General features: G+C 72.9%; 23 protein-coding genes. 13 read left to right on the top strand and 10 right to left on the bottom strand.

Annotation, left to right across the window (positions count from 1 at the left end; all coding sequences use genetic code 11):
* Window positions 1–85: 85 nt before the first annotated feature.
* Both hydA and OP86_RS07400 read right to left on the bottom strand, forming a co-directional pair.
* Entirely contained in the window at window positions 86–1,516 is a 1,431-nt protein-coding gene (gene hydA, locus OP86_RS07395) for a dihydropyrimidinase (protein ID WP_030058207.1), read from the bottom strand.
* A gap of 11 nt (window positions 1,517–1,527) precedes the next feature.
* Window positions 1,528–2,370 (bottom strand): nitrilase-related carbon-nitrogen hydrolase, encoded by an 843-nt coding sequence (locus tag OP86_RS07400; protein ID WP_030058206.1) that lies wholly within the window; start codon window positions 2,368–2,370, stop codon window positions 1,528–1,530.
* 335 nt (window positions 2,371–2,705) lie between these two features.
* Between OP86_RS07400 and OP86_RS39125 the strand changes: the two genes are divergently transcribed.
* The 9 genes from OP86_RS39125 to OP86_RS07440 all read left to right on the top strand — a co-directional run bounded on the left by OP86_RS39125 (window position 2,706) and on the right by OP86_RS07440 (window position 10,660).
* On the top strand, window positions 2,706–2,783 hold the full coding sequence (locus OP86_RS39125) for a putative leader peptide (protein ID WP_101948289.1): 78 nt from the start codon (window positions 2,706–2,708) through the stop codon (window positions 2,781–2,783).
* 192 nt (window positions 2,784–2,975) lie between these two features.
* Entirely contained in the window at window positions 2,976–3,500 is a 525-nt protein-coding gene (locus OP86_RS07405) for a cysteine dioxygenase (protein ID WP_030058205.1), read from the top strand.
* A complete protein-coding gene (locus OP86_RS07410) occupies window positions 3,494–3,880 on the top strand; it encodes a rhodanese-like domain-containing protein (RefSeq protein WP_030058204.1) in 387 nt (128 codons plus the stop codon). Before OP86_RS07405 ends, OP86_RS07410 begins: the two co-directional genes overlap by 7 nt.
* Window positions 3,881–4,150: 270 nt before the next feature.
* Complete coding sequence (locus tag OP86_RS07415; RefSeq protein WP_051829802.1) at window positions 4,151–5,293, top strand: ABC transporter ATP-binding protein; 1,143 nt, start codon at window positions 4,151–4,153, stop codon at window positions 5,291–5,293.
* Window positions 5,286–5,954 carry an ABC transporter permease gene (locus OP86_RS07420; protein ID WP_030058202.1) on the top strand — a complete coding sequence of 223 codons (669 nt, stop codon included), beginning with the start codon at window positions 5,286–5,288 and terminating at the stop codon, window positions 5,952–5,954. The genes OP86_RS07415 and OP86_RS07420 overlap by 8 nt, the downstream gene beginning before the upstream one ends.
* On the top strand, window positions 5,951–6,628 hold the full coding sequence (locus OP86_RS07425; RefSeq protein ID WP_030058201.1) for an ABC transporter permease: 678 nt from the start codon (window positions 5,951–5,953) through the stop codon (window positions 6,626–6,628). Before OP86_RS07420 ends, OP86_RS07425 begins: the two co-directional genes overlap by 4 nt.
* Before the next feature lie 48 nt (window positions 6,629–6,676).
* Window positions 6,677–7,642: an ABC transporter substrate-binding protein gene (locus tag OP86_RS07430; RefSeq protein ID WP_030254528.1), complete on the top strand. Its 966-nt coding sequence runs from the start codon at window positions 6,677–6,679 to the stop codon at window positions 7,640–7,642.
* A 171-nt stretch (window positions 7,643–7,813) separates the two neighbouring features.
* Window positions 7,814–8,386 (top strand): hypothetical protein, encoded by a 573-nt coding sequence (locus tag OP86_RS34615; protein ID WP_051829803.1) that lies wholly within the window; start codon window positions 7,814–7,816, stop codon window positions 8,384–8,386.
* 531 nt (window positions 8,387–8,917) lie between these two features.
* Window positions 8,918–10,660: a glycosyl hydrolase family 18 protein gene (locus OP86_RS07440; protein WP_033331258.1), complete on the top strand. Its 1,743-nt coding sequence runs from the start codon at window positions 8,918–8,920 to the stop codon at window positions 10,658–10,660.
* A 132-nt stretch (window positions 10,661–10,792) separates the two neighbouring features.
* On the opposite strand, the gene OP86_RS07445 is transcribed toward OP86_RS07440, so the two are convergent.
* The 5 genes from OP86_RS07445 to OP86_RS07465 form a co-directional block, all read right to left on the bottom strand.
* Window positions 10,793–12,136 (bottom strand): multidrug effflux MFS transporter, encoded by a 1,344-nt coding sequence (locus tag OP86_RS07445; protein ID WP_051829804.1) that lies wholly within the window; start codon window positions 12,134–12,136, stop codon window positions 10,793–10,795.
* Window positions 12,137–12,322: 186 nt separating this feature from the next.
* Window positions 12,323–12,805: a hypothetical protein gene (locus OP86_RS07450; protein ID WP_030058196.1), complete on the bottom strand. Its 483-nt coding sequence runs from the start codon at window positions 12,803–12,805 to the stop codon at window positions 12,323–12,325.
* A 441-nt stretch (window positions 12,806–13,246) separates the two neighbouring features.
* On the bottom strand, window positions 13,247–14,125 hold the full coding sequence (locus tag OP86_RS07455) for an alkaline phosphatase family protein (protein WP_030254536.1): 879 nt from the start codon (window positions 14,123–14,125) through the stop codon (window positions 13,247–13,249).
* A 224-nt stretch (window positions 14,126–14,349) separates the two neighbouring features.
* Complete coding sequence (locus tag OP86_RS07460; protein WP_030254539.1) at window positions 14,350–14,718, bottom strand: hypothetical protein; 369 nt, start codon at window positions 14,716–14,718, stop codon at window positions 14,350–14,352.
* A gap of 73 nt (window positions 14,719–14,791) precedes the next feature.
* Window positions 14,792–15,979, bottom strand: a complete 1,188-nt coding sequence (locus OP86_RS07465) for an acyl-CoA dehydrogenase family protein (protein ID WP_030058192.1) — start codon at window positions 15,977–15,979, stop codon at window positions 14,792–14,794.
* Window positions 15,980–16,128: 149 nt separating this feature from the next.
* Between OP86_RS07465 and OP86_RS07470 the strand changes: the two genes are divergently transcribed.
* Entirely contained in the window at window positions 16,129–16,734 is a 606-nt protein-coding gene (locus tag OP86_RS07470; RefSeq protein WP_078588330.1) for a GNAT family N-acetyltransferase, read from the top strand.
* A gap of 101 nt (window positions 16,735–16,835) precedes the next feature.
* On the opposite strand, the gene OP86_RS07475 is transcribed toward OP86_RS07470, so the two are convergent.
* Both OP86_RS07475 and OP86_RS32810 read right to left on the bottom strand, forming a co-directional pair.
* Window positions 16,836–17,144 (bottom strand): AzlD domain-containing protein, encoded by a 309-nt coding sequence (locus tag OP86_RS07475; protein ID WP_418952576.1) that lies wholly within the window; start codon window positions 17,142–17,144, stop codon window positions 16,836–16,838.
* Window positions 17,144–17,890, bottom strand: coding sequence for an AzlC family ABC transporter permease (locus OP86_RS32810; RefSeq protein ID WP_030254542.1), 747 nt, complete (start codon window positions 17,888–17,890; stop codon window positions 17,144–17,146). Before OP86_RS32810 ends, OP86_RS07475 begins: the two co-directional genes overlap by 1 nt.
* A 203-nt stretch (window positions 17,891–18,093) precedes the next feature.
* Between OP86_RS32810 and OP86_RS07485 the strand changes: the two genes are divergently transcribed.
* Window positions 18,094–18,684 (top strand): helix-turn-helix domain-containing protein, encoded by a 591-nt coding sequence (locus tag OP86_RS07485; RefSeq protein ID WP_078588331.1) that lies wholly within the window; start codon window positions 18,094–18,096, stop codon window positions 18,682–18,684.
* A gap of 50 nt (window positions 18,685–18,734) precedes the next feature.
* On the opposite strand, the gene OP86_RS07490 is transcribed toward OP86_RS07485, so the two are convergent.
* Entirely contained in the window at window positions 18,735–20,717 is a 1,983-nt protein-coding gene (locus OP86_RS07490; RefSeq protein WP_078588332.1) for a cholesterol oxidase substrate-binding domain-containing protein, read from the bottom strand.
* Window positions 20,718–21,052: 335 nt separating this feature from the next.
* Here OP86_RS07490 and OP86_RS35670 point away from each other — a divergent pair, with 335 nt between their 5' ends.
* Window positions 21,053–21,523 (top strand): nitrilase-related carbon-nitrogen hydrolase, encoded by a 471-nt coding sequence (locus OP86_RS35670; protein WP_051829805.1) that lies wholly within the window; start codon window positions 21,053–21,055, stop codon window positions 21,521–21,523.
* A 99-nt stretch (window positions 21,524–21,622) separates the two neighbouring features.
* On the top strand, window positions 21,623–23,029 hold the full coding sequence (locus tag OP86_RS07500) for a class II fumarate hydratase (protein ID WP_030058185.1): 1,407 nt from the start codon (window positions 21,623–21,625) through the stop codon (window positions 23,027–23,029).
* The last annotated feature ends 93 nt before the right edge of the window (window positions 23,030–23,122 follow it).

The following is a 23,122-nucleotide window of genomic DNA, read 5'->3' on the forward strand; positions in this document are numbered from 1 at the left end:
CATACGAGATTTCTGCCTGTCTCGTGGGCTCGGAGATGTGTATAAGAGACAGGCCCCGGGCGGGAGGGGGAGGAGGGGGGAAGGTTCAGGTCAGGTACTGGCAGGTGTCGCGGCGCAGGAAGGTGCCGTGGCCGGCCCGGCCGTGCCAGGTGCCGTCGTCGAGCACCACGGTGCCGCGGGAGAGCACCGTCCGGGCCCGGCCGGTGAGTCGGCGGCCCTCGTACGCGGAGTAGTCCACGTTCATGTGGTGGGTCGCGGCGGAGACGGTCTGCACCGCGGTGGGGTCGTAGACGACGAGGTCGGCGTCGGCGCCCGGAGCGAGGGTGCCCTTGCGCGGGTGCAGCCCGAACATCCGGGCGGGCGTGGTGCAGGCGATCTCGATCCAGCGCCGCCGGCTGATGTGCCCGTCCACGACGGCCTGGTGGAGCAGGTCCATCCGGTTCTCCACGCCCGGAAGGCCGTTGGGGATCTTCGAGAAGTCGCCGCGCCCGAGCTCCTTCTGCCCGGTGAAGCAGAACGGGCAGTGGTCGGTGGAGACCACCTGGAGGTCGTTGGTGCGCAGCCCGCGCCAGAGCGCCTCCTGGTGCTCGCGCGGCCGCAGCGGCGTGCTGCACACGTACTTGGCGCCCTCGAAGCCGTCGGCGCCCTCCTCGGCGAGGTTGTCGGTGGAGAGGAAGAGGTACTGCGGGCAGGTCTCGCCGAAGACGTTGAGCCCGGCGTCGCGGGCCTGCGCGAGTTCGGCGAGGGCCGCGGCGGCGGAGACGTGCACGACGTAGAGCGGGCTGCCCGCCACCTGGGCGAGCTTGATCGCCCGGTGGGTGGCCTCGGCCTCCAGCAGTTCGCGGCGGACCTCGCCGTGGTAGCGGGGGGCGGTCCTCCCCGCGGCGAGCGCCTGTTCGACCAGGACGTCGATGGCGATGCCGTTCTCGGCGTGCATCATGATCAGCCCGCCGTTGGCGGCGCCGCGCTGCATGGCGCGCAGGATGCGGCCGTCGTCGCTGTAGAAGACGCCGGGGTAGGCCATGAAGAGCTTGAAGGAGGTGGACTCGCCGGAGTCGACGAGCGCGTCCATCTCCTTGAGGACGCCGTCGTTGACGTCGGAGACGATGGTGTGGAAGGCGTAGTCGACGGCGCAGTTGCCGTCCGCCTTGGCGTGCCAGGCGTCCAGGCCCTCGCGCAGCGAGCCGCCGACGGGCTGGACGGCGAAGTCGACGATGGTGGTGGTGCCGCCCCAGGCGGCGGCCCGGGTGCCGGTCTCGAAGGTGTCGGAGGCCGCGGTGCCGCCGAACGGCAGCTCCATGTGGGTGTGGGCGTCGACGCCGCCCGGGATGACGTAGTGGCCGGTGGCGTCGATGACGGTGTCGGCGGTCCAGGCCTGGGCGGCGGAGCTGCCGGTGGCGGCGAGGGCGGCGATGCGCTCGCCCTCGATCAGGACGTCGGCGTGGAGTTCCTCGGTGGCCGTGATGACGAGGCCGCCGCGGACGATCGTGCGCTGCTGCGGGTCGCGGGTGGTCATCGCGCTGCTCCTCAGGCCTCGGCGAGCGGTCCGTAGGCGTCGGGCCGGCGGTCGCGGTAGAACGCCCACTGCTGGCGGACCTGTTCGATCAGGCCGAGGTCGAGGTCCCGGACGACGAGTTCCTCCTCCTTGTCGGAGGCGACGTCGCCGACGAACTGGCCGCGCGGGTCCACGAAGTAGGAGGTGCCGTAGAAGTCGTTGTCGCCGTACTCCTCGGTGCCGACCCGGTTGATGGCGGCGACGAAGTACTCGTTGGCGACGGCGGCGGCGGGCTGTTCGAGCTGCCAGAGGTAGGCGGACAGGCCGCGGCTGGTGGCGGAGGGGTTGTAGACGATCTGCGCGCCGGCCAGGCCCAGGGCGCGCCAGCCCTCGGGGAAGTGGCGGTCGTAGCAGATGTAGACGCCGACCTTGCCGACGGCGGTGTCGAAGACGGGCCAGCCGAGGTTGCCGGGCTTGAAGTAGTACTTCTCCCAGAAGCCCTTGACCTGCGGGATGTGGTGCTTGCGGTACTTGCCGAGGTAGCTGCCGTCGGCGTCGATGACGGCGGCGGTGTTGTAGTAGACGCCGGGCTGCTCCTCCTCGTAGACCGGGACGACGACGACCAGCCCGAGTTCGCGGGCGAGGTCCTGCATCCGGCGTACGGTCGGGCCGTCGGGGACGGCCTCGGCCCAGCGGTAGTGCTCGGGCTCCTGGACCTGACAGAAGTACGGGGAGTTGAAGACCTCCTGGAAGCCGATGATCTTCGCTCCCTGGGCGGCGGCCTCGCGGGCGTACCGCTCGTGGAGCGCGATCATGCTCTCCTGGTCGCCGGTCCAGCGGGTCTGGACGAGCGCGGCACGGACGATCTGCGACATGGGAACCTCCGCAACTCCGCGGCCCGGCCGTGCGGTCGGGCCTGCGGTCTGAGGGTTGACGGGGCGGGTCTCACCAGCGGATCCGCTCGGGGATCCGCCGGGGTCTACGTGCGTAGAAGGCGATTTGTAGACCGTAGGCCGGGCCTCGGTGGCCTGACAATACGTTGGCGGTAACGCGTCTGGGGCGATCTTGTTACGCGGACACGCGGACGGGCCCGGGTGGGATGAAAAGCTCATTTACCCCGTACGTGTCCTCCTTACTCATTGTCGACGGACCCCGACGGGCCGCCGAACCGGCTTGACTTCGTCCGGTTCGCTCGGGAAGGATCCGGCGCATGGACTCCGGCACCACTCTGGTCTGCCGCCTGCACGTCGATCTGCGACGCCAGGCGAGTTCCATCTGTGCCTGTTGACCTTGCTCTCCCCCGCCGCTCCCACCCTGTGACGCCTGCCAGGGCCCGCGCCGCGCACCCGCAGTTCTGACCTCCCGCCCCAGCCCCGGCGCACCCGTGCGGGCACGGGCCGCCCCGTCGGCCCGTGCCCGTCCACCGCCGCCGACGCCGGGCACCCCTGCCGACGTTCCCGCCGCACCCGAGGACGCCTTGATGAGCCCGAACACGAGCCTGGACCCCGTCACCGACACCCCGACGCCCGTCCCTTCCGCGCAGGAGCGCGCCCCGCTCACCCCCAGCACCCTGCGGAGCATCATCCGCGAGCTGGCCGAGCAGCCCGACCGGTGGATCCACCACGTCCGCCTCTCCACCGAGGAGCGCTGGTACCGGCGGCTGGTGGCCGAGGACGATCACGAGGTGTGGCTGATCAGCTGGCTGCCCGGGCAGTCCACCGGCTTCCACGACCACGGCGGCTCGCGCGGCGCGTTCGCCGTCGCCCTCGGCGAGTTGGAGGAGCTGTCCCTCGGCGGCCCCGAGCAGGGTCTGCTGATCCGCCGGCTCCAGGCCGGCACCGCCCGGGCCTTCGGCCCCGAGTACGTGCACGACGTGCGGAACACCGCTTCCGGCCCCGCCGTCACCCTGCACGCCTACTCGCCGCCGCTGGACTCGATGGCACATTACGACCTACGGGCCGAAGGGCTCGTCCGCACCTCGGAGGAAGGACCGGAGCAGTGGTGACGACGATCGACGACCTGGTGGAGCGGGCCCGCGAGGGCGTCCACCGCCCACGCGCCCGCGAGGCGTACCAGGCCCAGCTGGACGGCGCGTTGCTGGTGGACATCCGCCCGGCGGCGCAGCGGGCGGCCGAGGGAGAGATCCCGGGCACGCTGATCATCGAGCGCAACGTGCTGGAGTGGCGGCTCGACCCGACGGGCAGCCACCGGATCCCCGAAGCCTCGGGCTACGACATCGAGGTGATCGTGGTCTGCTCCGAGGGCTACGCCTCCAGCCTGGCCGCCGCCTCGCTCCGGGAGCTGGGCCTGCACCGGGCGACCGACCTGGACGGCGGGTTCGTCGGCTGGGCGGCCGCCGGACTGCCGACCCGTCAGGGCGGCTGAGCACCCGGGCCGCACCGCCGAGCACGGGACTGAGCCGCTGAGCACGGGACTGAGCCGCTGAGCACCGGGCTGAGTCGCGTGCCGGACGGTAAATCAGGGACAGGAGATGATGCAGGTCATAGTCTGATCAGAGTTTCCGCCGGTCCAAAGCTGGGCAGCCACGCGGGCGGAAGTACGCCCGGGCGCTTGAAACCGCCGCCACCGAACGACCCGACCGAACGACCGACACAGGCGCCGCCTCCCCGGGGCGCCCTGACGAGGAAACACCCCGTGATCAGATTCGAGGGCGCCGGAAAGCGCCACCCCGACGGGACCGTCGCCGTCGAGGGCCTGGACCTTGAGGTCCCGACCGGTCGGATAACCGTCCTGGTCGGACCGTCCGGCTGCGGCAAGACCACCCTGCTGCGCATGGTCAACCGGATGGTCGAGCCCACCTCGGGCCGAGTACTGCTGGACGGCACGGACGTCGCGAAGCTGGAGCCCGCCAAGCTGCGGCGCGGCATCGGCTACGTCATCCAGCAGGCCGGACTCTTTCCGCACCGCAAGGTGATCGACAACATCGCCACCGTCCCCTACCTGCTCGGCTGGGACCGCAAGAAGGCCCGCGCCCGGGCCGCCGAACTGCTCGAACTCGTCGGGCTCGCGCCCGAGACCGCCAAGCGGTACCCGTTCCAGCTGTCCGGCGGCCAGCAGCAGCGCGTCGGCGTGGCGCGCGCCCTGGCCGCCGACCCGCCGGTGCTGCTGATGGACGAGCCGTTCAGCGCCGTCGACCCGGTGGTGCGTGCCGGGCTCCAGGAGGAACTGCTGCGGCTGCAGTCCGAGCTGCACAAGACGGTGCTGTTCGTCACCCACGACATCGAGGAGGCCGTCCGACTCGGCGACCAGGTGGTGGTACTGCGCGAGCACGGCCGGATCGCCCAGCTCGCCGACCCGCACACGCTGCTCACCACCCCCGCCGACGACGGCGTGGCCGCCTTCCTCGGCCGCGACCGGGGCCTGCGCGGCCTCGGCCTGCGCCCCGCGCGGGCCGTCGAGCTGCGCCCGGTGAGCGACGGACTCACGTACGGGGGCTGGGAGTTGGCCCTGGACGACGAGCGCCGACCGATCGGCTGGATCGACCGCGACGCCGTCACCGCCGAGCTGCACGCCGCCGCCGGCTTCCGGCCGGACACCGACACCCTGCGCACCGCGCTGGACGCCGCCGTCCTCTCCGCCTCCGGGGTGGCGGTCGCGCTGGACGCCGACGGCCGGGCCACCGGCACCGCGAGCCGCGAGGCCGTCCTGGCCGCGCTGCGGCCCGAGGCCGACCGGACGGGCGGCGCAGCGGACTCAGACGTAGCGGACTCGGGCGAGGCAGACAGCGCCGACGAGCCGGACCGGGCTAGCCAGGCGGACGGGGCCGACGGTGGATGATGAACCGATCGTCCGCTGGTACTGGATTGGCGACCACCTCGGCTACCTCGGCCACCTGCTCGCCGACCACGCCGTGATCGCCCTCGTCCCCGTGCTCATCGGACTGCTGCTGGCGATCCCGCTCGGCCTGGCCTGCGCCCGCTTCCCCCGGCTCTACCAGCCGCTGTCCGCCGTCTTCAACATCGTCTACGCGCTGCCCTCGCTGGCCGTGTTCGTGGTGCTGATCCCGTACACCGGGCTCGCCACCCAGGCGACCGTCATGATCCCGCTCACCTTCTACGCCCTCGCCGTCCTGCTGCCGACCACCGTGGACGGGCTGCGCGCCGTCCCGGAGTCCGTCCGGCAGGCCGCCACGGCGATGGGGTACGGGCCGTGGCACCGGTTGACCTCGGTCGAACTGCCCGCCGCCGTCCCGTACCTGATCGCCGGCCTGCGGGTCGCCGCGGTGTCCAGCATCTCGCTGGCCAGCGTCGGCGCGCTGGTGGGGCGCGGGGGGCTCGGCTACCTGTTCATCGACGGCTTCCAACGCACCTTCCCGACCCCGATCGTGGCCGGCATCGCACTGATCGCCGTCCTCGCGCTGGCCGTCGACCTGGTGCTGGTGGCCGCCCGGCGGCTGCTCGCGCCGTGGGCCGTCCGGGAGAAGGGGGCGGGCTCGTGAACTGGCTGAACTGGCTGAGCGACTTCTTCACCGCCCCGGACCACCGCAGCGGCCCGGACTCGATCCTGCACCGGGTCTCCGAGCACCTGCTGCTCTCCGGCGAGGCCCTGCTGTACGCGGCGCTGCTCGCCGTCCCGCTCGGGCTGCTGATCGGCTACACCGGGCGCGGCGTCACCGTGGTGACCGCGTTCGCCGGCGCCGCCCGCGCCCTGCCCACCCTCGGCCTGGTGACCTTGGCGGTGCTGCTCGCCGGGGTCGGCGACACCGCCGTCCTGGTCCCGCTGGTCGCACTCGCCGCGCCACCACTGCTGGTGGCCGCCGTCGAGGGGGTGCGCGGCACCGACCCGGACGTCCGGGACGCCGCGCGCGGCATCGGGCTGACCCACCCGCAGGTGCTGCGGCAGGTCTGCCTGCCCTCGGCCGCGCCGACCCTGCTGGCGGGCTTCCGCACCGCGACCGTCCAGGTGATCGCGACCGCCACGGTGGCCGCCTACGTCGGGCTGGGCGGGCTCGGCCGCTACGTCATCGACGGGCTGGCGACCCGCAAGTACGCCGTGACGGTGGGCGGTGCGCTGCTGGTGGTGCTGCTCGCCGTCGCCGCCCAGCTGTTCTTCGCCCTGCTCGCCCGGTTCGCGCTCCCGCCCGGGATGCGCGCCCAGCGCCGGGCCCGCTGAACCTCCTCTCCCATCCTCCTCGGAAGGACATATCTCACCATGTCGACAATGAAGCGAAGCCGGCGCGCGGTCGTCCTCGGCACGCTCGCCGTGCTCGCCCTCGGCGCCACCGCCTGCGGCTCCTCCGGCGGCGACCCGCTCGCCGGGGGTTCGAGCGCCTCCGCCTCCGCGTCATCCAGCGGTTCCGGCGGCTCGGGCGGCTCGGGCGGCTCGGGCGGCGGCTCCGGCTCGACGGTGGTCATCGGCTCCGCGAACTTCCCGGAGAACGTGCTGCTCGGCTCGATCTACTCGCAGGCGCTCAAGGCCAAGGGCGTCAAGGTCGAGGAGAAGTTCAACATCGGCAGCCGCGAGGTGCTCTACGGGCAGCTGCAGAGCGGCAACCTGACCGTCCTGCCCGAGTACAACGGCGCGCTGCTCGCCTACCTGGACCCGAAGACCACCGCCGTCACCACGCAGGACGTGAACGCGGCGCTCGCCAAGACGCTGCCCGCCACCCTGGGGATCCTCGACTCCTCCCCCGCCGAGGACAAGGACTCGCTCAGCGTCACCCAGGAGACCGCCGACAAGTACAACCTCAAGAGCATCTCCGACCTGGCCGCCAAGGCCGGCGAGTTCACCATCGGCGGCCCGCCGGAGTTCAAGTCCCGGCGCGAGCCGCAGTTCAAGGACGTCTACGGGCTGACCTTCAAGGAGTGGAAGCCCACCGCCGACACCACCGCGAACGCGCTCAAGGACGGCAGCATCCAGGTCGGCAACGTGTTCACCACCGACCCCAAGATCGTCCAGTACAAGCTCGTCCCGCTGAGCGACCCGAAGAACGTCTTCGGCGCGCAGAACGTCACCCCGCTGGTCAACAAGGCGGGCGTGGACGCCACGGCGACGGCGGCGCTCAACGCGGTGTCGGCCAAGCTCGACACCGCGGGGCTGACGGCGCTGATGAAGCGCGTCGCGGTGGACAAGGAGGATCCGTCGGCGGTGGCCAAGGACTGGCTGAAGTCCAACAGCCTGGGCTGACGACCGGCTCGTACGGGCGTCACGGCTGACGGTCGGCACACGGCGCGCGGCGGCCCGGGAAGGCATCTCCCCGGGCCGCCGTTCGCCGCATCCGAGGCCTGTCCGCACGGGCCCGGCCGCTCTCCCGAGGGACCTTCCCTTCTGCGCCGCGAACATGACAGTGTGGGCGCCATGCGCACTCGACTCCTCGCCGCCACCCTCACGGCACTCGCCGCGGTGAGCCTCGCTGCCTGCTCCAGCTCCGGATCGAGCTCGGGCAAGGCCACCTCCGCGGCCGGCTCCCCCACCGCCACCGCCGCCACCGCTGCCTCGACCGCCGCCCCCTCCGACGCCGCCGCGACGCCGTCGGCCCCCGCGCCCGACACGGCCGCCCCAACGCCCGACGGCGCCACGGGCGCGCCCACCCCCGACGGCACGGCCCCCGGAGCCCCCGCACCTGCCAAGCCCGCCCCGCCCACCGACGCCGGACTGCCCGCCAAGCCGGACTCCGACCTCACCGCCAAGCTGGTCGCCGCGCTGGACGCGATCGACCCGGCGATCGTCGGCGGCAAGCCCGACCAGGCCGTGGACCGGGCCCGCAACCAGTGCCAGTCGCTCTACCAGTTCCCCAAGGACAAGGGGAAGCTGGTCGAGCTGGCCAACCAGCGCTTCACCTCGACCGACCACCCGCAGGGCTTCGGACCGGACACCGCCGCCAAGATCAACGACGCGCTGCGGACCACGCTCTGCCCGGCGTCACGCTGATCCAGACCGCACCACCCTGAACACCCGGCGTCCTGAGCGCCGGGCGGCCGTGGCCGCACCCCGTCCAACGGGGGTGCGGCCACGGTCTTCTTTTTTTGCCGGGCGACCCTCCCATCCCGGCGCCCAATCGGCCCCCCTCACGCGCCCGGACGGTGTGTTGACGAACTGTCAGGTCTCTTGACAGACCAGTGGTCTAGTCCAAACATAGGCATGTCGATCCGACCGGGATGCACTGTGGGGGTGTGACCACCGGCGGCTGAGGCACTGCCCTGCCCTGTTCCGCTCCACCCCCGCTCCGTACAACGGCGCGCGCACTCGCACCGCCGCCCGCGTCCACGCGAGTCGGTGGGGTTCCGCACGCCCGCACGCCCGCACGCCCGCACACCCCGATCTCCGCCGCGCGCTCCACCGCGCTCCGTCCGATCCCGACTTCCCGGGTCAGGGACCGCCCGGCCGACCCCACACGGCCGCCGCGCCCGACCCGTTCGCACCTCCCCAACGTCCTGCCCCACCACGTCTGTTGGAGAATCCATGCGTCTTCGCAGAACAATCCAGGCCGCACTCACGGCCTGCGCCACGCTGGCCGCCTCGGCCGGCCTCGTCGCCGCCGGGACGAGCTCCGCCCAGGCCGCCACCCCGCTCCCCAGTCGGGTCTTCGCCCCCTACTTCGAGGCCTGGACCGGCCAGAGCCCGGCCGCGCTGGCCGCGCAGTCCGGCGCCAAGCACCTGACCATGGCGTTCCTGCAGGCCGCCACCAAGGGCTCGTGCACCCCGTACTGGAACGGCGACTCCTCCATGCCGGTCGCCTCCTCGACCTTCGGCGCCGACATCGCCACCATCCGTGCCAACGGCGGGGACGTGATCCCCTCCTTCGGCGGGTACACCGCCGACAACACCGGCACCGAGCTGGCCGACAGCTGCACCGACGTCAACCAGATCGCGGCCGCCTTCGAGAACGTCATCACAACCTACGACATCAGCCGGATCGACCTCGACGTCGAGGACAACTCGCTGACCAACACCGCCGGGATCGACCGCCGCAACAAGGCGATCAAGCTCGTGCAGGACTGGGCCGCCACCAAGGGGCGGACCATCCAGTTCTCCTACACGCTGCCGACCACCACCGGCGGGCTGGCCGACAGCGGCCTCGCGGTGCTGAGGAACGCGGTCGGCAACAACGCGCGGATCGACGTCGTCAACATGATGACCTTCGACTACTACGACGGCGCCACCCACGACATGGCGGCCGACACCCAGACCTCCGCGCAGGGCCTCTACAACCAGCTCGCCAAGCTCTACCCGTCCAAGACCCCCGCCCAGCTGTGGGGTTCGATCGGGATCACCGAGATGCTCGGCATCGACGACTACGGCGCAGCCGAGACCTTCACCCTGGCCAACGCCACCACCGTGTACAACTGGGCGGTGTCCAAGGGCATCAACACGCTGTCCTTCTGGGCGCTCCAGCGCGACAACGGCGGCTGCCCGGGCAAGGGCGGGGCCGACGCCTGTTCCGGGATCAACCAGAACACCTGGGACTTCAGCCACGTCTTCGCGCCGTTCACCAGCGGCTCGACGGTGGGCAACGACTTCGCGGTCAGCGCCAGCCCGAACTCCGGTACGGTCACGGCCGGTTCGTCCACCTCGGCGACCATCGGGACGGCCGTCACGGCGGGCTCGGCGCAGAACGTCAACCTCACGGTCAGCGGCGCCCCGGCCGGCGTCACCGCCACCGTCACCCCCGGGAGCGTCACCGCCGGCAGCAGCGCCACCCTCAACATCACCACCACCGCGTCGGTGGCGCCCGGGAGTTACCCGATCACGGTGACCGGCACGGCGGCCTCCGGCAGCCACACCGGCGTCTTCACGCTGACCGTCACCGGGACGGGCCCGACGACCGGCCTGGTCAACGGCGACCTGGAGACCGGCAGCCTGGCCCCGTGGACCTGCCAGAGCGGCGGCGCCGTGGTCTCCGCCCCGGCCCACTCCGGCTCGCACGCGCTGCAGGCCGCGGCCACCGCGAGCCAGACCGGCGAGTGCTCGCAGACCGTCACGCTGAAGCCCAACACCAGCTACACGCTGAGCGGCTGGGTGCAGGGCAACTACGCGTACGTCGGCGTCAGCGGCGGCGCCACCGCCAGCACCTGGGCCACCTCCTCCGGCTGGACGAAGCTGTCCGTACCCTTCACCACCGGCGCCTCGGGCACCGTCACCGTGTACCTGCACGGCTGGTACGGCCAGGGCGACGTGTACGGGGACGACTTCTCGATCGCCTGAGTGCGGGCGAGACGGGGGCGGTGACGGGCACCAATGCGGCGGGTAACAGATAGCAGGTAACAGGTTGCAGGTAACAGGTAACGAATGACAGATGACAGCTGACAGATTTCAACATCTGTCAGCTGTCATCTGTTAGCTGTCGGTCACCGCCAACCGCCTCGGCCGGCACAGCGCCAGGTACGCCACCGTCGCCAGCACCCCGCTGACCAGGACCACCAGCGCCAGCAGTACCGCGGACGGCTGCCCGCCGAGGCTGCTGAGCGGGGCCACCACCGCTCCGACCAGGAAGTTGCCCGTCCCGAGCAGGGCCGAGGCCGTACCCGCCACCTGAGGTTCGACCAGACCGAGGGCCTGTGCGGCCGTGTTCGGCAGGAGCACCCCCAGGCTGCCCATCATCACGAACAGCGGCGCGCAGAACCCTGCCAGCCCCAAGTCCCACACCGTCGTCAGCAGCACCAGCGCCACTCCCGAGGCGACCGCCACCGCGAGCGCGCCCAGCATCAGTGACCGCGGTGTGAAGCGCGGCGCCAGCAGCCGCCCGTTCACCTGCGTCATCACCACGATCGCCACCGAGTTCAGCCCGAACAGCAGGCTGTAGGTCTGCGGCGAGACCTGGTACACGTGCTGGAGCACCGTCGACGACCCGCTGATGTAGCCGAACAGCGCCCCGAACGCGAGGGAGCTGGTCAGCGCCAGCCCGAGGAACGGCAGGTTGCGCAGCAGCCGCCCCATCGTCCGCAGGGTCGCCCCCAGCCCGCCGCCGTCCCGGGTCTCCGGCGGCAGTGTCTCGCGCAGCACGCCGAACGCGACGAGGGTGAGCAGCAGTCCGAGCGCCGTCAGCGCGCCGAAGGTGCCGCGCCAGGAGGTGAACCGCATCAGCTGCGCGCCGATGATCGGGGCGAGGATCGGCGCCAGGCCGGATATCAGGGCGATCGAGGCCAGGAAGCGCAGCAGGGCGACGCCCTGGAAGCGGTCCCGGGCGATGGCGCGCCCGATCACCAGCCCCGCGGAGCCCGCCGCGCCCTGCACGAAGCGGGCGGCGATCAGCACCGACAGGTTCGGCGCGAGCACGCACACCACGCTGGACAGGGTGTAGGCGACGAGCCCCACGAGCAGTGGCGGGCGGCGCCCGAAGCGGTCGCTGAGCGGTCCGAAGAGCAGTTGCCCGGCCGCGACGCCGAACATCGAGAAGGTGAGGGTGAGTTGGACGGCGGCCGGCTCGGCGGCAAGGTCGTCCGCGATCGCGGGCAGGCCCGGCAGGTAGAGGTCGGTGGTGAGCGGACCGAGCGCGGTGAGGCCGCCGAGAACGGCGATCGTGGCCAGGCCGGTGCCGGTGTGGCCGGCGGCGGGTTGGCCGACGGCGGGTGTGTCGGTGGCGGGTGTGTCGGTGGCGGGTGTGTCGGTGGCTGTGGTGGCGGGTGTCGCGGCGGCAGCGGTCGACGTGTCGTCGGTGGGGCCGACGGGCGGGCCGGGCATGGCGCTCCTAACGGACGGGGTGACGAGGGCTTCGTTCGCGCTCCGTCCTATCGCAGCCGGGCCCGGTTCCGACAGCGGGGGTACGTCGTGTCACCTCCGCAGCCCGGGTACGACAGGGGCCCGGCCGCTCCGCAGTCGGAACGGCCGGGCCCCGGCCGGGGTGGCCGATTGCCACGGCCGGCCTGCTCAGCGCTGGGCGACCTGTCCGGCGCGCAGCGCCGCCTGCACCGCCGCGCCGTCCTGCCACGCGTAGAGCTGGTTGCCGGTCAGCGCCACGTTGTAGTGCCCGCAGGTGCCGGTGGCCTTGGCCACGACGTTCTCCGGGAACCACCCGGCCTTGAGCGACACCGGCACCGGGTGCGCGGACTTGCCCGGCAGCCCGGCGGTGCAGCCGACGGGCAGCCGCCCTTCCGGGAGGGTGGCGCGCAGCAGGCGGTCGTCGCCCGTGGTGGACATCAGGTACTTGACGCCGGAGGCGTTGTCGGGGAGCCAGGTCGGCATCGAGCGGCGGTCGGCCTTGGCCTGGGTGCCGGTCTCGTACGCGGCCTGCTCCTGATGGCGCTCGCTGTACCAGTCGGACACCCGCGGGCCGATTGCCACGGCCGCCACGGCGACGGCCATGCCGGTGCCCGCAACTCCCAGCGCGACCTTGCTCACGATGCCCTTCATGCCCGGCTTCCCTCTCCCTGTCCGTGGCCGGTGCGCCCGACCGGTGAGGCCGGTCGGCGCGCCCGGCCGTGGCCGTTGCCCCTTGTCCGCTGCCGGCGGCCGTCGGTGTCCCCGCTGCCGGCCCGGGCGACGCGGTACGCCGTCCGGTGTAACCATCGTGGCTCGTGCCGCCCCGGCGGAGCGTCACCACCAGGTCGCGACCTTGTCTCCAACCCACGGGGTACCGTCTCCACCTTCAGGCGTATGTCCTTCGGCAGAGCCCTGAACTCCGCCGGCCCGGACACCCGGAGCACCGGAACACCGGAACACCGGAGGGGGCGAACGCTGCCCGGGCGCCGCTCGGGCCCCGATCGAGCGTCGCTCAAGCCCGGCTCCGCCGCAGCCCGGCCTGCTGCACCCGGGGGGCATCGGGCGGCCGTGGGGCCCGCGTGCCCGGGCGGGTCAGACCGTCACGGGCACCGGGCGGGCGACCGGGAAGGGGCGCCCGTCGAGGGTCCAGTGCGGGTCGATCGGGCGCAGCAGGGAGGCGTACACCTGGGCGGCGACGTCCGGGTGGCGGATCTCGCCGGTGGGCGGCCCGGCCGGGATGTCGTGCCCGGCGCAGGCGACCCAGGCCGTCCGCTCCTCGACCGTACGGCCGCCGTGGCCGCCCGCGTCGACGTGGCCGTGGTCGGTGACGACGATGACGGTCCACTGCTCCTCGGCGTACGCGGCCCGGCCGCGAACGGCGTCCAGGAGGCGGCCGAGGCGCTCGTCGGCGGTGCGCATGGCGGCGCGGTACTCGTCGCCGCAGCCGAGGAAGTGGGCGGTCTCGTCGACGGCGCCGAGGTAGACGAAGGAGGCCTCGGGGTCGGCGGTGCCGAGGACGTGGACGGCCTCCCGGGTGACCTCCTCGTCCACGGCCTCCCAGGCCTCGGGGGTGTCCTCGGCCGGGGCGATGTAGGAGAGCCGGCCGGGGGCGCGGAAGAGCGGGCCGCCGGACTCGTTGATCATCAGCGGGTCCCAGCCGGCCGCGACGAAGGTGCGGCGGCGGTCGCCGCGGTTGAGCCGGGTGGCGAAGTCGGGGAACACGTCGAGCCGGTTGCCGCCCAGGTGATTGCCCCAGACGCCGTGCTTGGCGGGCTCGACGCCGGTCACGATGGTGGCCCAGCAGGGCCCGGACATGGTCGGCGTCGTGTCCGCCACGGTCACCGGCACCAGGAACCCGGCCTCGGCGACCTCCTGCAGGCGCGGCATCGGCACCTGCGCCAGGTAGTCGTGGCGGACGCCGTCGATCCCGACGACGAGCACGCGGGGTCGGGGCCACTGGGCAGCGGACATGGCGGTGGTTCCTTTCGGTCGTGCGCACGATCGGCCCGCACCCTCCGAGGGCACCGCCGACCGCGTCATGCTTCACCGGCCGCCGTACCGCCCGGCATCGCACCGCCGAACGCCGGGTGTCCGGCGGGTGTCGGACGGACGGCGGGTGTCGGGCGGACGGCGGCGGGCAGCGGCGGACGGCGCCTCCCGTCCGCAGGACGGGCGGGCCACGGCCACGGCCACGGCTAGGGCCGGAACTCGCGGACGACCTCGATGCGGCCGACGATGTGCCGGTTGAACTCGTCCAGTTCCTCGGCGGGCACCCAGAGCTCAAGGATCGTCCGGCCGCCGGCCTGCCGTACCGGGTAGCGGGCGAGGAAGTCGGCCTCGACCTTGAAGCGCGTGACGTAGCCGACGCCGGAGGCGGGCACATTCCAGTCCCGGGCGATCCGGATCGCGTAGTCCTCGTTGAGGACGGGGTAGAAGATCGGCTGGTCGGGCAGGCGGGGCGGCCAGGCACGCCAGTCGGCGGCCTCGACCAGGGCCAGCTCCTCGGGGCCGGTGGGGCGCCAGAGGGTGGTGGTCGGGGGCGTGCGGACGGGCGTACTGGTCATGGCCGGGACGGTAGCCGGGCCACGAGCGGCCCGGCCACCGGATTTTCCCTGCCCACCAGGGGTGGACGGCCCGTCAGCGGTACGCGGACTCGCCGGTGATGGCCTCGCCGAGGACCAGGGTGTGGATCTCGCTGGTGCCCTCGTAGGTGAGCACCGACTCCAGGTTGTTGGCGTGCCGCAGCACCGGGTACTCGGTGGTGATGCCGTTGGCCCCGAGGACGGTCCGGGCGCTGCGGGCGATCTCCAGCGCGGTGCGGACGTTGTTGAGCTTGCCGAAGCTGACGTGCGGCGGACGGGCCGCGCCCTCCTCCTTGAGACGGCCGATCCGCAGCGCCACCAGGTAGGCCTTCTCGACCTCCAGCATCATCTCGACCAGCTTCTGCTGGGTCAGCTGGAAGCCGGCGATCGGACGGTCGAACTGGATCCGGCTCTTGGCGTAGTCCAGGGCGGCGGTGTAGCAGTCACGGGCGGCGCCGACGGTGCCCCAGAGGATGCCGTAGCGGGCCTCGTTGAGGGAGGAGAGCGGACCGCGCAGGCCGACCACCCCGGGGAGCACGGCGTCGGCGGGCAGGACCACCTCGTCGAAGGCCAGCTCGCTGGTGACGGACGCCCGCAGGGACAGCTTGCCGTGCACGTCGGTGGCGGTCAGACCGCGGGTGCCGCGCTCGACCAGGAAGCCGCGCACGCCCTCCTCGGTCTGCGCCCAGACGACCGCGACGTCGGCGATGCTGCCGTTGGTGATCCACATCTTGCTGCCGGACAGCACCCAGTCGCCGCCCTCGCCGCCCTTGCGGACCGCGCGGGTCCGCATGTTGGCCGGGTCCGAGCCGAAGTCCGGCTCGGTGAGGCCGAAGCAGCCGATCAGCTCGCCGGCCGCCATGCCGGGCAGCCAGCGCTGCTTCTGCTCCTCGGAGCCGAAGGCGTGGATCGAGCGCATGGCGAGCGAGCCCTGGACGGAGACGAAGCTGCGCAGCCCGGAGTCCGCCGCCTCCAGCTCCATACAGGCCACCCCGTACGCCACCGCGTCGGCGCCCGCGCAGCCGTAGCCGTCGAGGTGCATGCCGAGCACACCGAGGGCGCCGAGCTCCGGGGCGAGTTCGCGGGCCGGGAAGACCCCGCGCTCGAACCACTCGCCGATGTGCGGGCGGATCCGCTCCTCGGTGAACCGGCGGACGGTGTCGCGGATCAGCCGCTCCTCGTCGGAGAGGAGGTCGCCGACGGCGAGCAGGTCGGACGGGTCGATCCGGGTCGGCTTCGTCATCGAAGCTCCTTGTAGTCTCGGCGGGGTACCGGTCGCGACTGCCGGATCGACTACCGGTCTCGGCGGAGTCGTTGGAGTCGGCGGAGTACCGGCGAGTATTCCGCACGCGGCCGGGTGGCGGGTGGGTGCGAGCGAGTGAGGAAAGCGACATGGGCGGCTTCGTGGCCGGGGGCGGGAACGAGAACGGGAGCGGGGGCGGCAACGGGGACGGGGACGGGGACGGGGGCCGGTATGCCGTCGGCCTGGTGACGGCGCAGGAGCTGCCCGGCGCGGCGGAGGAACTGGCGGCGCTGCTGGTGGACACCGTCCACGGCGGCGCCTCGCTGGGCTTCCTCGCGCCGCTGGACCACGGCGAGGCCACCGCGTGGTGGCGGGCACTCGGCCCGGACCTCGCGGACGGACGGCTGCTGCTGTGGACGGTCCGGGCGCGGGTGGACGGGCGGCTGGCCGGGACGGTGCAGCTGCGCCCGGCGGCGACCGCGAACGGCCGGCACCGGGGCGAGGTGGCCAAGCTGATGGTGCATCCGGCGGACCGCGGGCACCGGCTGGCCGGTCGGCTGCTGGCGACGTTGGAGGAGCGGGCGAGCGTGCTGGGGCTGCGACTGCTGGTGCTGGACACCGAGACGGACAGCCCGGCGGAGCGGATGTACGAGGCGGCAGGCTGGACCCGGGTCGGCTCGGTGCCGGACTACGCGACGGACCCGACGGGGGTTCCGCATCCGACGACGATCTTCTTCAAGGCGCTGAGCGGGTGACAGGTGACAGGTGACAGCGAACAGATGACAGACAACAGCTGACAGATTTCGAAATCTGTTCGCTGTCATCTGTCACCTGTCATCTGTCGTCTGTCAGCCGCTCAGCCCACCCCGCAGAGGCGGAGCACCGCCGTCGTCGCCGCACCCGCGACGACCACCGCCGGGAACGGTGCCCGACGCAGCGCGAGCACCCCCGCGACCAGCACACCGGCCGGACGGGCCCACCCTGCGAAGCCGTGCCCCTGGGTCAGCGCTCCGGTCGCCACCAGGGCGACCAGCAGCACCGTGGCCGCGACCGCGAGCAGGTGCCGCAGCCGCTCCGAGAGGGCGAGCCGACCGCCGAACAGCGGCCCCGCCAGCCGGAAGGCGTACGTCCCGACCGCCAGCAGCAACACGGCATACAGCGGCATCATCGGACCGCCTCCTTCTCCTCTGCCCGCACCGGCTCGACCGGCTCCACCTCGTCTGACGCCGCCTCCGCCGCCCCCACCACCGGACGCCCGGCGAACAGCAGTCCGACCAGGGCGAGCAGCACCGGCAGCCCGGCCGGCACGAGCGGTGTGACGGCCACCGCCACCACAGCACCCACCAGAGCCGCCGTACGGGTGCGCCGGTCGGCGAGCGAGGGCAGCACGAGCGCGAGCAGCACGGCGGGGAAGGCGGCGTCCAGACCGAGCGCGTCCGTGTCGCCGATCAGCCCGCCCGCTACGGCGCCGAGCAGCACGGAGACGTTCCAGACCACGTACAGCGCGATCCCGCAGAGCCAGAACGCCGCCTTGCGCCGCCGCGGCTCCCCCTGCTGGAGGGCGAACGCGGCGGTCTCGTCGGTGATCAGCTGGGCGCCGATCAGCCGCCGCCACCAGGGGCCGTCGAGGACGTCGGCGACGGTGAAGCCGAAGGGCAGCAGCCGGGCGTTGAGCACCAGTCCGGTGACGACGGCCGCGAGTGCCCCGCCGCCGGACAGCACCACGCCGACCGCCGCGAACTGGGAGCCGCCCGCGAAGACGAGGACGGAGAGCGCGATCGGCACCCAGAGGGGCAGACCACCGGAGGCGCTGATCGCGCCGAAGGAGGCGCCGACGAGGGCGTCGGCCAGGCAGACCAGAGCGATGTCGCGCAGGGTGGCGCGCTCCAGTGTTCGGAGTAGCGAACGCATGTCCACTAGAATGAACTCGCCCGCGCAGGTTCGTCAAGGCGAACGAGAAGACCGACAGACCGAACGGCGATCGGTCCGGACACCCCCGCAGGCCGGGGCAGCCGTGGCAGCATGAACGGCACCGACCAGCCGGCATCAGAGCCGAAGGCCCGAACAGCCCGAGAAGCCGAAGAAGGAGCCAGAGGAAAGCGTGAGTGGCGAGCATGGATGACCAGACCACCCCGACCGCGGCCACCGGCGGCTCCGGAGCCGAGCTGATCGGCCAGATCGCCGCCTCCATCCGGCGCGAGCGCGAGCGCGGCGGGCTGTCGATGGCCGAGCTGGCCCGGCGGGCCGGCATCGCCAAGTCCACGCTCTCCCAGCTGGAGTCGGGTGCGGGCAACCCCAGCGTGGAGACGCTCTGGGCGCTCGGAGTGGCACTGAACGTGCCGTTCAGCCGGCTGGTCGACCCGCCGCGCCCGGTGGTCAAGGTGATCCGGGCCGGCGAGGGCCCGGTGACCCACTCCGAGCGCGCCGACTACGCCGCCACCGTGCTGTCCTCCTGCCCGCCCAACGCCCGGCGCGACATCTACCGGATCGAGGCGCAGCCGGGCGAGACCAGGGCCTCCGACCCGCACATGCCCGGCACCGTCGAGCACGTGATGATCGGCGCCGGGCGCGCGCTGGCCGGGCCGACGGAGGCGCCGGTCGAGCTGGGCCCGGGCGACTACGTGAGCTACCCGGGCGACGCCCCGCACGTGTTCCGGGCGCTCGCCCCGGACACCCTGGCGGTGATCGTCATGGAGCACATCTGACAGCCATCTGATGGTCCGTCAATTCAGCGAAGCCGCCCCGACAGTCACCCCTACCTCAACAGCCCGTCCAGGAAGGGGTTTCCGAACACCCGGTGCGGGTCGTGACGGTCCAGGACGGCGACCGCCTCGTCCCAGCCGGGCCCACCGCCGGCCCGCAGGCTCTCGGGGATGGCCCGGCCGAGCAGGTCCGGGTCGGCCCAGGCCGCGTCGGCGGTGTAGGCCCAGCCCTTGGACCATTCGACGCGCAGGCCCGCCCGGGTGCCGTCGAAGGTGCGCAGCAGCCACTGCTCCAGGTCCCGGGCGAAGCGTTCCAGCCCCGGGGTCCCGGGGAAAGCCAGGACGTCGAGCCAGACCGCCGTGTCCCACTCCGGACGGTCAGCGCGCGGGCGCAGCGCGGACAGCAGCGGAGGTCGGGCGCCGGCGACGCCGGAGTGGGCCGGGTCGTCCAGGCCGGTGACCCGGATCTCCACCGCGCCGTTCACCGGGAACTCGCCCCGGGCCTGGTAGGCCGCGAGCAACTCCTGGTAGTAGGCGGCGAATTCACTGACCACGCACTGCAGGTCGGCGCGCCGGGTGAGGATCGCGTAGCCGTTGGCGGTGACCCGCAGGGTGGTCGGGCGGACGTACTGGAGCAGGCTGCGCGAGGGGCCCCAGAGGTCGGAGCGCAGACCGCCCGCGAGCAGGTGGGTGAGCGCCTCACCGCTGAGCAGATTGCGGAGCAGCCCGCCGGAGAGGAGGACGTCCGTGAGGTCTCCGGTGAGCCCCACCTTCGCGACCAGGTACTGGAGTTGGCCGAACAGCGGGGCCGATCCCCAAGCACCGGCGACGATCTCGCCGGCGAGCCGGGCCACCGGCTCCGGAACGCTATCCGAGAAGGGGTAGTTGTAGGGGTGGTCGACGGTGAGGGAGCCGAGCGGCTTGGTCGGGGTGACGCTCCAGGTCTTGAGCCAGGGATGGTCGGTGTAGGCGAACCAGATCGCCTCGACCCGGCCGTCCCGCTCCACGAAGTCGGCGAAGGTCCGCGGACCGCCACCGCCACCGCCACCGCCCAGCAGCCCGCCGAGCACTCCGCCGAGCAGCCCGCCGCCACCCTCTGACCCCGGACCCGAAGCAGACCCCGAACCCGAACCCGGGCGGGCGAACAGCTCGGCGGCCGGGATGTCGAGTCGGCTGACGCAGCGCAGCGGCCGGTCGGCGCCGGCCCGCAGGACGACCTCGGTGAGGAAGGCCCGGCCCAGGTGCACCAGGAAGGCGGCGCTGTCGGCCTCGGCGCGGTCGAAGGTGCGCAGCGCGTAATGGCCGGTGGCGGGGTCGAGGACGACGGCGGTGAGCCGGACGACCTGGTTGCTGACCGAGCCGTACCCGTGCCCGTCCGGCCGTACCTCCCCCGCGGCGGGGACGGCGGTGCCGTGGCCGCCGATGGCGAGCACGCCGCCGACGGTGATCTCGCCGGGGGCCGGGCAGGCGGTCAGGCCGAGGCCCCGGTCGGCGAGGTGTGCGAGCAGGGCCTCCATGGTGGCGCCGGTCTGGACCCGGACGGTGGTGGGCGAGTCGGCGGTGATGGCGGTGAGGTGGCGGCTGGTGTCCACGAGCAGGACCCGGGCGTTCTCCGGGGTCCGGTCGGCGACGGTGAGCGGCGCCCAGGTGTGCCGGTAGCCGGAGGCGCGCAGGCGCCAGCCGTTGGCGTGCGCCCAGTCGGCGAGGAGCGGGACCTCCTCGGGAGTGCGGGGCGCACAGGTCCACAGCTGGTCGGTGCGGATCTCGCCGGACCAGTTCTGGAAGACCCGCTGGTAGAGCTCGGTGCCGGCGGGCAGGGCGGGCGGCGCGGGCGCGGAGGCCTCGGCGCTGTCCGGGCCGACGGTGCCGCGCAGCACCCAGGCCGCGCCGCCGAGGGCAGCCGACGCGCCGAGCAGTTGCCGTCGGGTGAGGCCGCTCCCCCGATGCGGTGCCCCGGCGGCTCCTCCGGCCGTACCTGCCCCGCCAGCCGTACCGGTCCTACCGGCCGTACCGGCCACACCGCGTCCTGTGGTCATCCGTCCGTCTGCCCCTCGTGCTGGTCACCCCGGGCCGAACCGCGGCGCTCCGGGTACGGCCGGTGTCCGCCCGGCCCGGGAGGAGCGTACGAAGCACGTACGGCGGTTTGAAGCGGTCCGCCCGTCGCCTCACTCCTTCGAGTGATCGTGGCCGGATTGCGCCCCCGGAAGCCGTCGGCGTGGGATGGACGCCACTTCCGCCGTCGGAAGCCGGGACGTCGGGACGTCGGGACGCCGGGGGGCCGGGACCTCGGAAGCCGGGCCGTTGCGGGCGTTCTCGGCCGCCCGCGTAGGTTGATCTTGACCACCGACCTCACCCGACCGGAGGCCCCGCCATGCCCTCGTCCGCCCCGCCGACCGTCTCCGTCTCCGTCGCCGTCACGGACACAGTCACGGTCGCCGTCGCCGTCGCGCAGCCCATCTGCGCCGAGCCCGGTTGCCCGGACACCGTGTCCGTCAACGTCGAGCGGCATGCCGAGGCCGTCCGGGAGGCCGGGGCCCGTCTGGTGGTGTTCCGCGAGCTGTCGTTGACCGGCTACGACCTGGCCGCCCCCGCCCTCGACCCGGCGGACCCGCGGCTCGCGCCGCTGGTCGAGGCCTGCGCCGCCACCGGCGCCCTCGCCCTGGTCGGCGCGCCGGTCGCGGAGGCCGACGGGAGCGAGTCCATCGCCACCCTGGCCGTCACCGGCGAGGGCGCCACCGTGGCCTACCGCAAGATGCGGCTGCACGGCGCCGAGTGCGACCGCTTCGCCCGGGGCGAGGTCGTCCGCGCCGAACTGAGCCGCACCGAGCCGGCCCGGCCGTAACACCACCCGACGGCGGAAATACCCGGGGCCCGCGCGCCGCTGTGGTGATCGGAGATCCGTTCCGGGCCGAACCGGCCCGTACAGGAGGTGCAGCGCGCGATGGGTGACGAGCAGGAACAGTCGCAGGAGTACCGGATCGAGCACGACTCGATGGGCGAGGTCCGGGTGCCGGCCGCCGCGAAGTGGCAGGCGCAGACGCAGCGGGCGGTGGAGAACTTCCCGGTGTCGGGCCAGCGGCTGGAGCGTGCGCACATCGCCGCGCTGGCCCGGGTGAAGGCCGCCGCGGCGCGGGTGAACGCCCGCCTCGGGGTGCTGGACGAGGAGACGGCGGAGGCGATCGTGTCGGCGGCCGAGGAGGTCGCGGAGGGGCGCTGGGACGACCAGTTCCCGGTGGACGTGTTCCAGACCGGCTCGGGCACCTCGTCCAACATGAACACCAACGAGGTGATCGCCACCCTGGCCGGGGAGCGTCTCGGGCGCGCGGTCCACCCGAACGACCACGTCAACGCCAGCCAGTCGTCCAACGACGTCTTCCCGTCCTCGATCCACATCGCCGCCACCGCCGCCGTCACCCACGACCTGATCCCGGCGCTGGAGCACCTGGCGGAGGCGCTGGAGCGCAAGGCCGTCGAGTTCGCCGAGGTGGTCAAGTCGGGCCGCACGCACCTGATGGACGCCACGCCCGTCACGCTCGGCCAGGAGTTCGGCGGGTACGCGGCGCAGGTGCGGCACGGCCGGGAGCGGCTGCTGGCCACGCTCCCCCGGGTCGCCGAACTCCCGCTCGGCGGTACGGCGGTGGGCACCGGCATCAACACCCCGCCCGGTTTCCCGGCGGCGGTCATCGCGGAGGTGGCCCGCGCCACCGACCTGCCGCTGACCGAGGCCCGGGACCACTTCGAGGCGCAGGGCGCGCGGGACGCCCTGGTCGAGTTGAGCGGCCAACTGCGGACGGTGGCGGTCGGGTTCACGAAGATCGCGAACGATCTGCGGTGGATGGGCTCCGGTCCGCGCACCGGGCTCGGCGAGATCAACCTGCCGGATCTGCAGCCGGGTTCGTCGATCATGCCGGGCAAGGTGAATCCGGTGCTGCCCGAGGTGGTGCTGATGGTCGCGGCCCAGGTGGTCGGCAACGACGCGACGGTGACGCTGGCCGGCGCGAGCGGCAACTTCGAGCTGAACGTGATGCTCCCGGTGATCGCCCGCAATGTGCTGGAGTCGGTGCGGCTGCTCGCCAACAGCGCCCGGCTGCTGGCCGACCGGACGGTGGACGGCATCACCGCCAACGTCGAACGGGCCCGGGAGTACGCGGAGTCCTCGCCGTCGGTGGTGACCCCGCTGAACCGCTACATCGGGTACGAGGAGGCGGCGAAGGTCGCCAAGCAGTCGCTGGCCGAACGCAAGACGATCCGTCAGGTGGTGTTGGAGCGCGGCTACGTCGAGCAGGGCCGGCTCACCGAGGCGCAGTTGGACGAGGCGCTGGACGTGCTGCGGATGACGCGCCCGTAACCGCCCGGGCGGTCCCCGGACCGGGGGGCAGTCCCCGGGCCGGTCACCGGACAGGCGCCGGTGCGGCCCCCGAACGTGCGCCGGGGCGCGGTG

The sequence above is a fragment of the Streptomyces novaecaesareae genome (assembly GCF_000716875.1).
GTDB classification, from domain to species: domain Bacteria; phylum Actinomycetota; class Actinomycetes; order Streptomycetales; family Streptomycetaceae; genus Kitasatospora; species Kitasatospora novaecaesareae.

Excerpts from the sequence above, each read along its gene's own strand:
- OP86_RS39125 (WP_101948289.1), top strand. The coding sequence starts at position 2,706 with ATGGACTCCGGCACCACTCTGGTCTGCCGCCTGCACGTCGATCTGCGA.
- OP86_RS07460 (WP_030254539.1), bottom strand. The coding sequence starts at position 14,718 with ATGACCAGTACGCCCGTCCGCACGCCCCCGACCACCACCCTCTGGCGC.
- OP86_RS34615 (WP_051829803.1), top strand. The coding sequence starts at position 7,814 with ATGCGCACTCGACTCCTCGCCGCCACCCTCACGGCACTCGCCGCGGTG.
- OP86_RS07400 (WP_030058206.1), bottom strand. The coding sequence starts at position 2,370 with ATGTCGCAGATCGTCCGTGCCGCGCTCGTCCAGACCCGCTGGACCGGC.
- OP86_RS07440 (WP_033331258.1), top strand. The coding sequence starts at position 8,918 with ATGCGTCTTCGCAGAACAATCCAGGCCGCACTCACGGCCTGCGCCACG.
- OP86_RS07490 (WP_078588332.1), bottom strand. The coding sequence starts at position 20,717 with ATGACCACAGGACGCGGTGTGGCCGGTACGGCCGGTAGGACCGGTACG.
- OP86_RS07445 (WP_051829804.1), bottom strand. The coding sequence starts at position 12,136 with ATGCCCGGCCCGCCCGTCGGCCCCACCGACGACACGTCGACCGCTGCC.
- OP86_RS07450 (WP_030058196.1), bottom strand. The coding sequence starts at position 12,805 with ATGAAGGGCATCGTGAGCAAGGTCGCGCTGGGAGTTGCGGGCACCGGC.
- OP86_RS07470 (WP_078588330.1), top strand. The coding sequence starts at position 16,129 with ATGGGCGGCTTCGTGGCCGGGGGCGGGAACGAGAACGGGAGCGGGGGC.
- OP86_RS07430 (WP_030254528.1), top strand. The coding sequence starts at position 6,677 with ATGAAGCGAAGCCGGCGCGCGGTCGTCCTCGGCACGCTCGCCGTGCTC.
- OP86_RS07475 (WP_418952576.1), bottom strand. The coding sequence starts at position 17,144 with ATGCCGCTGTATGCCGTGTTGCTGCTGGCGGTCGGGACGTACGCCTTC.
- OP86_RS07465 (WP_030058192.1), bottom strand. The coding sequence starts at position 15,979 with ATGACGAAGCCGACCCGGATCGACCCGTCCGACCTGCTCGCCGTCGGC.
- OP86_RS07500 (WP_030058185.1), top strand. The coding sequence starts at position 21,623 with ATGGGTGACGAGCAGGAACAGTCGCAGGAGTACCGGATCGAGCACGAC.
- OP86_RS07455 (WP_030254536.1), bottom strand. The coding sequence starts at position 14,125 with ATGTCCGCTGCCCAGTGGCCCCGACCCCGCGTGCTCGTCGTCGGGATC.
- OP86_RS07405 (WP_030058205.1), top strand. The coding sequence starts at position 2,976 with ATGAGCCCGAACACGAGCCTGGACCCCGTCACCGACACCCCGACGCCC.
- OP86_RS35670 (WP_051829805.1), top strand. The coding sequence starts at position 21,053 with ATGCCCTCGTCCGCCCCGCCGACCGTCTCCGTCTCCGTCGCCGTCACG.
- OP86_RS07485 (WP_078588331.1), top strand. The coding sequence starts at position 18,094 with ATGGATGACCAGACCACCCCGACCGCGGCCACCGGCGGCTCCGGAGCC.
- OP86_RS32810 (WP_030254542.1), bottom strand. The coding sequence starts at position 17,890 with ATGCGTTCGCTACTCCGAACACTGGAGCGCGCCACCCTGCGCGACATC.
- hydA (WP_030058207.1), bottom strand. The coding sequence starts at position 1,516 with ATGACCACCCGCGACCCGCAGCAGCGCACGATCGTCCGCGGCGGCCTC.